Below are 12,892 nucleotides of genomic sequence, written 5' to 3'. Positions count from 1 at the left end.
TTAGTTGTCAGTTTTATTTGCTTTTATATCGGTACCCAGGCGTTGCAGGTAAGCTATAATGGCTATGATCTCTTTGTTACTCGCCACCTTTATTTTGTCCTTGGCAAGGTTGTCCGCAATCTCTGTCGCCTGCTTGTTCAGGTCGCTGTTGGCAATTTTTTCATATCCTGCCGCATACGGTACGCCAAGGCTGCGCATAGCATTTATTTTAGCGGCGGTGGTCGTAGTGTCTAAATCCTGCTCTATCAACCAGTCATAAGCAGGCATTATGCTGCCCGGCGACATCAGGCGTGGGTCCATCAGGTGATTATACTGCCACGAGTTGCCGTATTTGCCGCCCTGGCGTGCCAGGTCCGGACCGGTGCGTTTTGAACCCCACAAGAATGGATGGTCGTAAACAAATTCGCCGGCTTTGCTGTACTCGCCGTACCTTTCTGTTTCTGAACGAAAAGGCCGGACAGTTTGCGAATGGCAGTTCACACAGCCTTCGCGGATATATATATCACGGCCTTGCAACTCTAACGGCGTGTAAGGTTTAACACTGGCAATGGTTGGTATATTTGACGATATGGTTAGTGTAGGCATAATTTCAATTACACTGCCTATCAGTATAACTATAAGTGAAAGTACCAGCATAGGTATGGGGCGGCGCTCAAGTCGGCGGTGCCATTTCTCTTGCGTGTGATCTTCGGTATTCACCGGTACCAAAGGCATTGCTTCGGCTGCCTCGTCACTTATCAGTTTACCCTGTTTCATGGTACGCAGCAGGTTATAAGCCATCACGATAACCCCTACCAGGTACATAGCTCCGCCTATTGACCGCATCATGTACATTGGGATAATCCGCAGTGTACTCTCCAGGAAGTTGGGGTATTTAAGCATTCCTTCAGGTGTAAATTCCTTTAGCATAAGGCCCTGAGTAAAACCGGCCCAGTACATTGGCACCGCGTAAAACAGTATGCCCAGTGTGCCTATCCAAAAATGAAAAGAAGCCAGCTTTGTAGAGTACAGGCCGGTTTTATAGATACGCGGAATTAACCAGTACAGCACGGCGAAGGTTAAAAAGCCATTCCAGCCTAACGCGCCAACGTGCACGTGGGCAACTATCCAATCGGTAAAGTGCCCGATGGCATTCACTTGTTTTAATGATAGCAGCGGGCCTTCAAAAGTGGCCATGCCGTAAGCTGTAAGCGCTACCACCATAAACTTTAACACCACATCATCGCGCACCTTATCCCATGCGCCGCGCAGCGTTAGCAATCCGTTGATCATACCGCCCCAGCTTGGTGCGATCAGCATAATGGAGAATGCCACGCCCAATGATTGCGCCCAGCCCGGCAGGGTGGTATATAGCAGGTGGTGCGGACCGGCCCATATATAGATGAATATCAGCGCCCAAAAATGCAGTATGCTTAGTTTATATGAATATATGGGCCTGTTAGCCATCTTGGGCAAAAAGTAATACATCATGCCCAAGTACGGGGTGGTAAGAAAGAAGGCCACGGCATTGTGGCCATACCACCACTGTACAAGCGCGTCCTGAACGCCGGCATACAGGTAATAGCTTTTAAAGGCAGAGATGGGTAACTGAAATGAGTTAACAATATGCAGCACTGCTATAGTAACAAACGTAGCGATGTAAAACCATATGGCAACGTATAAATGCCGCTCGCGGCGTTTAAAAATAGTGCCAAACATGTTAATGCCAAAAACTACCCATATCAGCGTGATGGCTATATCTATTGGCCACTCAAGTTCGGCATATTCATGCGATGTGGTAAGCCCCAGCGGTAAGGTAATAACGGCTGATAGGATAATAAGCTGCCAGCCCCAAAAGTGTATCTTGCTTAGCGTATCGCTAAACATACGGGCCTTAAGCAGGCGCTGCAATGAATAGTAAACACCCATAAAAATGGCGTTCCCTACAAAAGCAAATATAACGGCGTTAGTGTGCAGCGGCCTTATCCGTCCGTAGGTGGTATACTGGTTATCAAGGTTAGCCGCTGGCGAGAAGAGTTGTATGGCTACCAAAAGGCCCACCGTCATGCCGATGATACCCCATATTACGGTTGCTATACCAAAATCGCGTACTATTTTATTATCGTAGTAAAATTTTTCGGACTGCATAAATCGTGTCGTTTTTATATTGGTGTAAAATTATCAAGGGTGTCAGAGAGACGCCGTGACGCAGGTTAAGCAAAAGCGTGACATACGTCACTTTTTGGTTTGATCGGTTTGGTCTTCGTCCAGTAATATCCGTACCGACGGCGTGTACAGATCATCATGCTGGCCGTTGCGCTGAGCCCAGAAAAAAGCGCCCAGGAAGACAAGGGCCAACAAAATGCTGCACCCTATTAAAAAATAAATGATGCTCATAATAAACGTCTTTTTTTAGCAGCTATGTGTGTAGCTATGCTGGTGAATGATATAATGGTAGCGGTACTTAACGGCATCAATATGGCTGCTGTAAGCGGGGATAGCAGCCCGGTTACAGCGTAGCTTAACCCGATAATATTGTAGGTAAGCGATATAAGGAAAGACAAGTGTATGATGTTAACCGTGTCTTTTGAAAAGCGTAAAAACGCAGGTAGTTTACTAAAAGACCTTCCGTCCAGTATGGCGTCGCTGCCGGGAGAGAAATTATTTACATTATCAGTTACAGCAACGCCAAGGTCACTTTGCCGTAATGCGCCGGAATCGTTAAGGCCATCTCCCAGCATCATCACTTTGTTGCCGTTTGATTGCAATAAATTCACAATGTCCATTTTTTGCTGTGGCGTTTTTTTAAATAACATACGGGCATCATCCTTAAAGTAGGGCCGCAGTTCTGCACGCTCATGGTCGTCATCGCCTGATAAAAGGTAAACCTCATAACCGTTACCGGGTGAAATGATGTTGTGTAACCCGTCGCGATAGTTGTGCTTAAAACTGAAATAACCCAAGTAAGTTCCGTCTATAGATATGTGCACCGCCGATGTACCTTTTACGTGCTCATCACTAATCTTAACAAATGCGCTACTCCCTATACAAATGATGTGTCCGTGTACTTCCGCAGAAATGCCCTTACCTGCCGACTCAAAATAGTCGGAGAGTTCAAGCCGTGGCTGTTTGCCCAGGTAATCGCATATTTGTCTGCTTAAAGGGTGGCCTGAGTTACTGCAAACCGTATATACAATACTCTTTTGAAAATCATTAAGCCCGGCATGTATGGCAATGCCGTTGCTGCCGCCAACTGTTATGGTGCCGGTTTTATCAAATACCAAGGTATTTATACGTGCCAATTGTTCAACTACAGCGGTGTTTTTAAGGTAAAAGCGGTTGCGGTCAAATACGCTTAATGCCGCCGACATAGTAAAAGGCGTACTTAAGGCTAACGCACATGGGCAAGCCACAATCAATACAGCCGTAAATGCCGAAATCCCGCGTTGCCAGTCGCCCGGGAGCCAATACAGTAGTGATGCGAATGAGATGATAAGCAATACGATGGTAAAATGCTTGCTAACGGTATCGTTAAAAGTGCGCATGCGGTTATTTTGCACGCGTGTAAAAGCCTCGTTGTTCCATAACTGTGTAAGGTAGCTTTGGGATACCGGTTTAACCACCTCAAGTTCTATCGCTTCGCCGGTTTGCCGTCCGCCGGCATAAACCACTTCGCCCAATACTTTGTCAACGGGGATTGATTCACCTGTAACAAAACTAAAATCAATGCGTGCATTGCCTTTCAGCAAAATTGAGTCGGCCGGTATAATCTCGTTGTGGCGGATGCGTATACGCTGCCCGATTTGGATATTTGATAGCGGAACGGGTTTTTCGGCATCATTTTCAATTACCTGTACGGCTACCGGGAAAAATGACCGGTAGTCGCGCTCAAATGAAATGTGATAATAAGTTTTACGTTGAACAAATTTGCCTACAAGCAGAAAGAACACCAGGCCACACAGTGTATCGGCAAAGCCTGCACCGGTGCGGGTTACTATTTCGGCAACTGTGCGTATGAATAAAACAGCAATACCTAACGCTAACGGGAAATCAATATTTAATATCTTATTACGCAGGTTGGCAAAAGCCGAAGTAAAGTATTCAGCTCCGCTGTAAAAAACTACGGGTATTGAAAACAGGATGTTAAGCCAACCAAACACATCTTTAAAATTGCTTTCGTTTGCAGATAAACCCAGGTATTCAGGAAAACTGAATAACATCACATTGCCAAAACAAAAGCCCGCCACAGCAATCCTTTTCACAAGGTTGTCCTTTTGGCCGGTCGTCTGTTTTTTTACAACATCATGAAGGCTTATGAGTGGTTCATAACCAATGTCATAAAGTAATTCAACAACTTGGCGCAGGTTTATTTCATGGTTAGCAAAACGAATGTTTACCTGTTTCTTTAAAAAATCAATGCGGCTATAGTATATCGCAGGGTTTATCCTGTTTAATTGTTCCAATAGCCAGATGCATGAGCTGCAATGTATATGCGGCAGGTAAAACGTGGCTATGGTTATATCTACGTCGGTATAGTCTACAAGTTCGCTAATGATGGAGGGCTCGTCCAGGTACTCAAACCTTTTATCTAAACGGGCGCGATTAGCACCGGGATGCTCGTTGAAATTATAATAATTGCACAAACCGCTTTGTGATAGTACCTGGTACACACCCCTGCAGCCAACGCAGCAAAAATGCTTTTCTTCAAATTCGTAGGTGGTACCTGTATACTCGTCGCCACAGTGATAGCAGGTGGCTTTAGTTAGCGTTGCCGGTGTCATATAAAAAGTTTAACCGCACAAAAATCTGCTATACAAGTGGCCTGTAAAATGACGCTGATTTCGATAATATATGATGCCCGTCACTTTTTTTGAAAACCAACAGCGGATCGGAGTGACGTTGTGTTTTAAGTGACGTGAGCGCGCTTATCCGTGCTACCACGTAGATAAATATCCGTAAACGGGGGGATAGGAAGGGCGTGTGTTTGCTGTTAGTTTTAGGCAGATTTTGTTTATCAATAATCTGAAAGTAAGCCTATTACAAACTAAAACACTTATTAAACAATGAAAAAACTACTAAGTATGGCATTGCTTGCTGTATGGTCAGTAAGCATCCAGGCACAAACCCTCGGCGAGTTTAAGCCTAAAGACACCAGTTATGGCATTGGTAAAACAAAGAATGCTACACGCCTTTACATTTCAAATTTCTCTGTTAGCTACCAGATTTACAACGAGCGGCAAAAGTTTAAGCAGGGCGGGTACCAGTTAGGTGGCGGGCAAAAGGGCGACGCCCATGCCGAGGCATCAATAGGCCTTGCAGGACTTACCGACGCGGACATACAACAGGTTACCGATAAGCTTTACCAGGATTTTGTAGATCAGATAAAGGCTGCAGGCTTAACGCTGGTTAGCGCTGATGAAGCGGGTAGAATAGAAACTTACCAGGACTATGTAAAGCTACAGGGCGGCACATTAAACTATGCGCAGTTTCCGGGCACGGTAACCACGGTACCAACCGGCTATGAACACTATGTGAAAAAAGTTGACGAATCGGGCAAAACTAAAAGTGGAGGTTTTTTAGGCAACGCCGGTATGCTATACCCAAAGCTGTCAAAGCAGCTTGACAATGCGATTATTGCGGATGTGAATATCTACGTAATGTTCGTTGAGGATAAAAATACTTTCCAGGGCGACGGCGCCAAAGTTAAAATTACTACAAACCTTCGCATTGCCGATCAGGAAGCCATTATGATGTCTGATCATAAATCGGCCATAAGATTTAAAGGGCAAAACAGCGTTACCGCAATCAGCAGCGCTGTTACTTTCGCGCACGGAAAAATGGGCATGGGGGCTACCAGCATGTACACCGGCATTTTAGGCAAACCATTAACTATAGGTGGTGTGATAGAGGATACCAAAGTAACCAGCTTTGCACGTGGAAAAACTGATATGGTGGGGGTAAAAACCGTTTACGGCAAGTACTTTAATACCGAAGACCGTTCGAACGAAGCGACCAAAGTAGTGGAGGTTGACGGAAAAAAATACGCCGATGGCGTGTATGCCGCAGCAAAAAAGTTTATCGACTTTCATACTGCGGAATTTTTAAATGGTCGAAAGTAAATTTTTGCCTAAACCTTACGGCAGGGCCTCTTTGTGAAGGGTGGCCCTGTTTTTTTTATTTAACTCATTATACCACTCTTCATCTGTTACAGCAAATTATCTACGACGCTGAAAGCAGCTATGTATTTATCTATATAAAACTGCTTATATGCTGATTTGTATTGCATGATAAACCTTGGATGTTCTAAAGCTACAATCTTCTTAAAAAAGTTATACTTATCATTAAGACGCCTCAAAAATGTTTCGTTTTTGCCTGTGCCAAAACAAAAGCATACATCGGTTTCAACTTCCAGGGCAATTTGCTTATATATATTGTCAATAATGAAGCTGGTTACGGTATCTTGCAGCAATTTACTGTCGTAGTAGTTATAATTCTTCTCGCGGCCTTTATCATCAATACTGGTAAATCCCAAGGGCGACAATGAATTAATATGAAATTTTTTATAGAAAGGCTGCGGTCCGCCGAAAGCTTTGATAACCTCATATACAAAAACCGACGAAGGTTCGTGGGTAACTTTGCCGGTATAACTTATGCCACATTCCGACATTAGCCGTTTGGGATCGGTAAAAGGTATACCTGTTAAACCCGCGCCGAACCTGCCAGGATTAATACCCAGGATAAGATGCCTTGATCCGGCATCATTGTAATATTTATTATAAAAGGCCCCGGCAATCACCGGAGCCTGGTCCGATTCCTTAAACGGATTCATGATGCGTATACCTTGCGGCAATGCCGGCCCGGAATACGTTAGGTGCTGGTTAAACCGGTTTATTTTTTCCGCAAAGGTCATGCTGCTAAGTTAACGAAACATTGTATTTGACAAGTGATACCATTCGAGCTTATCAGCGTACTCAGCATCATCTAAAAATCTGTTAACTTTGCTATAATGGAGTTGCATCTTAACCTTCTTAAACGGGTGAACCTGTTTCGGATATTTTTTATTTTCTTAATCGGGCTGTTTTATTCAGCCTGCAACCAGCCCCAAAAAACCTATTTACATGAGTTTGTTTCTTTTAAAGAGGTAAATGGTATTTATTTTACCGAGGTTCACCGGCGCTCGGCTAATGGATTATCTTTTGATAAATATGGTTTCCAGCAGGAGCCGCAATGGCGCATGCGTTTTTTGTCGGACGACTCAGTGAGCATTTATAGTCCTGACAAAAAGCGGTATCTTAATTTCTTATTGTCCCGTGGTTACGATTCAGTGTTCAACACGGCCCGGGCATGGCTTAAAATGAAAAAGATAAGTAAGGATAGCCTGGTATTCCAGTTGCTTAGCGCAAAAAATAATGAATTAGACACCAGGGGTGAAGATGTTTATATGACCCTATATGCCGATAACTATATTAAAAATGTATTGCACACCACGCCAGAGATATTGCAGCGACCCACTCGAAAGGACAGTTTGTTTATAAAATCGTTGGTTGATAAAGCTACCAAAAACCATGATAGTACTTTTGCTGCCCGCAATCCGGTTGAATTTGTAAGCGCAACTACGCTTATACAAGTTGCTCAAAGAAAATCAGTACCCGATTTTTTGGCTAACAACTTCAACGTATCAGCTGATTATTTTGATCCTGTTTATGATATTACCATCAACAATACCTCCCGTAATTTCTTTTACACCTTTACTATAATAGTTGACCAAACCGGCAAAATGCATTATGGCAAACCGTTGGTTAGTTTTTTAGACGACAAGGATATGGAAGCGTCTTATATAAAAAATTCAACATTGATTATGGAGGGCTATCTTGCAAAATACCTACATGTTAAACCCGGTAGCACATTGGGCATGCCCCATGCCAGTAGGATAACCGTAAATATAAAAGGCGTGCCACAGAAATGATGCGTGAATGGGCTGATACAGTCGTAAGTACACCCGTAAATTGTCGGTTTTGCCCTATACTACATAATGGTGAGCTTGGTATGTTTGTATTGTAAATCAACTATAACCATTATATGGAAACAGCAAACAATACACTGCTAACTGTAGAAACAACGGTAAATGCTCCAATTACCAAAGTTTGGGATTATTGGAACGCCCCAGAGCACATTACGCAGTGGTGTCAGGCCTCTGATGACTGGCAAGCACCTGCGGCAGAGAACGACCTGCGTATCGGCGGGAAATTTTTCACCACTATGGCAGCAAAGGACGGCAGTTTCAGCTTTGATTTCGGCGGAGAGTATACTGATGTAGAGCAGTATAAAAGGATAGCTTATACTATGAGCGACGGCCGTAAGGTGCAAATAACTTTTACTTCTGAAGGAGACTTCACCCACGTTACAGAAACCTTTGACGCTGAGCAATCGAACTCTTTGGAAATGCAACAGGCCGGCTGGCAGGCAATATTAAACAGTTTTAAAAAATATACCGGGGAGAACTAAAAAATGCTTCGGTGAAAAAATCTGCTGGAATCCTAAATACTAAAGCTATAAGCCTACCTCTAACCTTTCGGCCCCCTCTTTTTTACAACGGCGTCCGCCTTGATAAGGGTGTTTAAAAGCTTTTCAAGGTTGAACGGCTTGGCAATATAGTTATCCATGCCAGCCTTATAGCATTCTACAGTATCGCTTTCAAGCGCGTTGGCCGTCATGGCTATAATGTAGGGCTGCAAACCCGGCGTTTTACGAATCCTTATAGTGGTTTCAAGTCCATCCATTTCAGGCATTTGCACGTCCATCAAAATCACATCAAAAAACTCCTGGTTAACTATTTTTAGCGCGTCCAGGCCATTACCAACTACTGTAGGTTTGTAGCCCAGCTTATTCATTATCCGTTCTATCAGTTTTTGGTTAATTACGTTGTCTTCGGCTATAAGTATTTTCAAAGGGTATTGTTCGGAAAATTTTTCCGGCAATGTAAGGGCAGGTTTAAGATCCGGAGCAGCGTTGGTATCTTGATTGGAAAGCAGTGCTGATTGCAAGCTTTTTTCAAGGTATTGCAAGCGGGCTGGTTTTACAAGGATGGAAGAAAAAAGTTCTGTGTGCTTTCTTTTGTTTTCGTAACCAATAGAGCTAAGCAATATTACCGGCACAGGGTTTTTACTATTTTTAATTGCGGTTGCCAACTCTATACCATCGGTGCCCGGCATTAGCATGTCAGTTATAACAACGTCAAACGCCTCGGCATTAGGGCCGTTTAATACCTTTAAAGCTGTTGCTGCCGAGGCAACAGGCACACCTGTAATACTCCACGTTTCCAATTGCCGTTTTATTACACCCAGGCTGGTTAAATTATCATCAACAATCAGTACCCGCCTTCCGCTTAAAATGCTCAGGTCTTTACTATCAGCAGGAGTAGCCGCTTTGCCTATACCCGCCCTGATGCTAAAGCTAAAGGACGAGCCCTGGTTGAGTTCGCTTTCTACATGTATATCTCCCCCCATCAGTTTAATAAGTCGCTCGCTAATAGCTAACCCCAGCCCGGTGCCACCAAATTTGCGTGTAATAGATGAATCAACTTGCGAAAATGCTTTGAACAAAGTGTCCATCTTATCTTTTGCTATACCTATGCCGGTATCTTTAACAGTAAAACCAAGATGTACGTCATCGTTGTTTTTTGTAATAACCGATACGCTTAAAAAAATTTCGCCATGTTGCGTAAATTTAACAGCATTACTAATAAAGTTGATGAGTACCTGCCTCAAGCGGTGGCAGTCGCCTAAAATATGCCCCGGAACATCCTGGTTTATCTCGTAAATCAGTTCCAATCCTTTTTCGGCAACCTTTTGCATAAAAACGTCCATAACATCTTCTATACATTGCCTCAGGTCAAAGATTTCATTCTCAATATTGATAGAACCTGATTCTATTTTTGAGAAGTCAAGGATATCGTTAATTACACTAATCAGGTTTTCGCCGCAAACCCGTATAGTATCGTTATATTCTTTTTGTTCGTCGTCCAGTTTAGTTTCTGCCAGCAATGACGACATGCCAATCACCCCATTCATAGGTGTGCGTATCTCGTGACTCATGGTAGCCAGAAAAACACTTTTAGCCTGGTTTGCCTTTTCTGCTTCTTCACGTGTATGCTGCTCTTGTTGTTTTTGCTTTTGCAGCGCTTGGTTCAGCTTTTCCAATTCGCGTGTACGGTGGTGCAGTTCTTCTGACTGGCTAAGCAGTTCCTCTGACTGGGCCTGCATTTCTTCGGCCTGAGCCTGCAATTCACTATTAATATCCTGTAATTGCTCTGATTGTTTGACTACTTCGGCAGTTCGCTCTATCACCTGTTCTTCAAGTACTTTCTTTTGTTTTTTTATAGCGCTAACCCTGTATAAATATATACCATAAATAGCGCCGGCAACCGTTATAAACGCCAGGGTTTTAAACCACCACGTTAACCAAAATGGTGGTATAACCTTAATGTTTACCCGCAAAACGTTAGGTGACCATTGCCCAAGGTTGTTTTTACTTTTTACCTTAAAAATGTAATTGCCCGGGGGTAGCTTAGTGTAGTTGGCGGTATTTTTATTACCCACATAATTCCACCCTTTGTCAAATCCGTCCATGATATATGCATAGGATTTTTTCTGGGGAGAGGCGTAATCAAGCGCAGCATATTCCAGTGATATAAACGATTGGTCGTAATTTAAAGTGATGCTGCGGGTTTCAGATATATCATATTTCAACGGCGACGGCTCTCCGCCATAACCGGAAATATTAACGGTTTTATTAAATATCTGAAAGTTGGTTAATACCAAAGGAGGATGATGGCTTTGCCTTAACAGCTGGTTAGGTTGAATTATATTAAGGCCGTTGGTGCCGCCGGCATACAATGTTCCTCTCTCATTCTTAAAAATGGAATTACCTTTAAATTCATCTTCCTGCAAGCCGTCATCCACAGTAAAATTTATAAATGTGCCTTTCACAGGGTCGTAACAAGATAAACCTTTGTCTGATGTAATCCACAGCCGCCGTTCATTGTCTTCCGCTATCGCGCGCACATAGTTGCTGGGCAAGCCATTCTCGGTGGTAAAAACGGTGATTTTCCCTGTTTTAGGATTTAACCTGTTTAAACCCGTGCCGGTACATATCCAAATATTACCCAAATAGTCTTCGCACATGCTGGCCGCCTCATTGTCGCTTAAGGTATTATCACCAGCGGTATGTACGTACCGTATAAATTTATTAGTGCCAGCCTTCAGCAGGTTAACCCCGGCATCTGCCGTGCCCACCCACAGATTCCCTTGCTTATCGGCCAATAATGAAACTATGTTGTTGCTGCTAATGCTGTGCTGGTCGGCCTTATTATGCCTGTTGTGTTTAAACTTTCCGGTTAACTCGTCATACTGGTCTAACCCCTGGCCAAATGTGCTTATCCATATTTTTCGGTCAGTTGTTTGCGCAATAGCATATATAATATTATTACTTAAAGCTGCCGGATCGGCACCATCCATTTTAAATGACCGGGCTTTTTTTGTGTTCAGGTTTAATACGGTAACACCTTTTAAGTAGGTGCCTATCCATAAATTATTTTTATCGTCGATATGTAACGAGTTAATGATTTTACCCGGATCGGCATTTTTGTCTTTTGGGGTATAAACGCTGTATTGGCCTTTTTTGCGGTCGTAATAATTTAAGCCGCCGCCATCGGTACCCAGCCAGAGGTTTCCGTCCGAATCTTCACGGATAGCGGTAACCATACTGCTTGCAAGGCTATTAGCTGAGGTGTGCCGCTGATGATTAAATTTTTGAGTGATAGGCTTGTGCAGGTTAATTCCGCTTAAATAACCGCCTAACCACATGTTGCCTGTTTTATCACGGGTGATGGCGTAAAAAGTATCGCCGCTTAATCCTAAGTTGTCAATCAAATCATGCCGGTAACTACTAAAAGTTTGATTTTTAGTATTCATCAGTGCAATGCCGCTGTTTTCCAGCGAGAGCCACAAATTGTTATCATTATCCTCACCAATGGCAAAAATGGTGTTGTGTGGCAGCGATGTATTGTCTTTTGGGTTATTAAAAAAATGCCTGAAACTACTGTCTTTTTTAACAAACAGGTTTAACCCATTTGAGGTACCTACCCAAATACGGTGCTTGCTATCCTCAAAAACACTGTTTATTGTGCTGGATGAAATGATGTTTTTTTTGTTGCCGAATTTTTGGAACCGCGTAAATTTCCCTGTTTTGTGGTTGTAAAGGTTAAGCCCGCCTAAATACGTACCTACCCAAATATTTTGTTTGCTGTCTTTATAAACAGTTGTAACATATTTATCACTAAGTGTGGTGGTATCGTTTTGAATTTGAGGAAGATGTGTTATTTTTTCGGTCTTAATATCCATCCGGTCCAATCCGTTTTCCCGTGTGCCTATCCACAACTGCCCGTTATGTTCAACAATATTGTTAATATGGTTGCTGGTGATACTGTTGCGGTTTTGATGGTGAACAAAGTTTTTAAAGCGGTTGGTTTTTCTATCAAACTTTGAAATGCCGCCACCAAGTGTCGCTACCCATATGTTACCTTTGCTATCTTCAATAATGTCCTTTATAGCATTATGCGCTATGCTGCCCGTATCCTTAGCAACATGCCTGAATATTTTAAAGTTATATCCGTCATACCGATTAAGGCCGTTAAACGTGCCTATCCATATAAACCCTTTGCTGTCCTGGCGGATACAGGTAACAGTAGCCTGCGAAAGTCCCTGCTTAACGCCAATATGTTCAAAACGCAATTGTAATTTTTGCGAATAAGTAATCGATGGAATAAGTTGAACGAGAATGAAAATAATATACCGGTATAAATTTTTCATACTTATTTAATAAGGCTCCCCTGTAGCAGTTACGCGTTGAGGCA

General features: G+C 43.0%; 8 protein-coding genes. 3 read left to right on the top strand and 5 right to left on the bottom strand.

Annotated features, from left to right (window positions below):
• From ccoN to DJ568_RS05965, 3 genes are all read right to left on the bottom strand, one after another.
• Window positions 1-2,127 carry a cytochrome-c oxidase, cbb3-type subunit I gene (ccoN, locus tag DJ568_RS05975; RefSeq protein WP_114004356.1) on the bottom strand — a complete coding sequence of 709 codons (2,127 nt, stop codon included), beginning with the start codon at window positions 2,125-2,127 and terminating at the stop codon, window positions 1-3.
• A gap of 87 nt (window positions 2,128-2,214) precedes the next feature.
• A complete protein-coding gene (gene ccoS, locus DJ568_RS05970) occupies window positions 2,215-2,376 on the bottom strand; it encodes a cbb3-type cytochrome oxidase assembly protein CcoS (RefSeq protein WP_114004355.1) in 162 nt (53 codons plus the stop codon).
• Window positions 2,373-4,760, bottom strand: a complete 2,388-nt coding sequence (locus tag DJ568_RS05965; protein WP_114004354.1) for a heavy metal translocating P-type ATPase — start codon at window positions 4,758-4,760, stop codon at window positions 2,373-2,375. The genes ccoS and DJ568_RS05965 overlap by 4 nt, the downstream gene beginning before the upstream one ends.
• Window positions 4,761-5,042: 282 nt before the next feature.
• On the opposite strand from DJ568_RS05965, the gene DJ568_RS05960 reads away from it, so the two are divergent.
• Window positions 5,043-6,098: a hypothetical protein gene (locus DJ568_RS05960; protein WP_114004353.1), complete on the top strand. Its 1,056-nt coding sequence runs from the start codon at window positions 5,043-5,045 to the stop codon at window positions 6,096-6,098.
• 86 nt (window positions 6,099-6,184) lie between these two features.
• Here DJ568_RS05960 and DJ568_RS05955 read toward each other — a convergent pair whose 3' ends face one another.
• A complete protein-coding gene (locus DJ568_RS05955; protein WP_114004352.1) occupies window positions 6,185-6,889 on the bottom strand; it encodes an SMUG2 DNA glycosylase family protein in 705 nt (234 codons plus the stop codon).
• A 96-nt stretch (window positions 6,890-6,985) separates the two neighbouring features.
• Here DJ568_RS05955 and DJ568_RS05950 point away from each other — a divergent pair, with 96 nt between their 5' ends.
• Together DJ568_RS05950 and DJ568_RS05945 are read left to right on the top strand one after the other, a co-directional pair.
• The gene (locus DJ568_RS05950) at window positions 6,986-7,945 is read left to right on the top strand and encodes a hypothetical protein (RefSeq protein ID WP_114004351.1); all 960 of its coding nucleotides are present in this window, start codon (window positions 6,986-6,988) and stop codon (window positions 7,943-7,945) included.
• Between the two features lie 113 nt (window positions 7,946-8,058).
• A complete protein-coding gene (locus tag DJ568_RS05945) occupies window positions 8,059-8,484 on the top strand; it encodes an SRPBCC family protein (protein ID WP_114004350.1) in 426 nt (141 codons plus the stop codon).
• 59 nt (window positions 8,485-8,543) lie between these two features.
• On the opposite strand, the gene DJ568_RS05940 is transcribed toward DJ568_RS05945, so the two are convergent.
• Window positions 8,544-12,848 (bottom strand): hybrid sensor histidine kinase/response regulator, encoded by a 4,305-nt coding sequence (locus tag DJ568_RS05940; RefSeq protein WP_114004349.1) that lies wholly within the window; start codon window positions 12,846-12,848, stop codon window positions 8,544-8,546.
• Window positions 12,849-12,892: the final 44 nt, after the last annotated feature.

The sequence above is a fragment of the Mucilaginibacter hurinus genome (genome assembly GCF_003324525.1).
Taxonomy (GTDB): Bacteria; Bacteroidota; Bacteroidia; order Sphingobacteriales; family Sphingobacteriaceae; genus Mucilaginibacter; species Mucilaginibacter hurinus.
The sequence above is the reverse complement of the archived record's forward strand: the minus strand, read 5'-3'. Positions and strand labels throughout refer to the sequence as shown.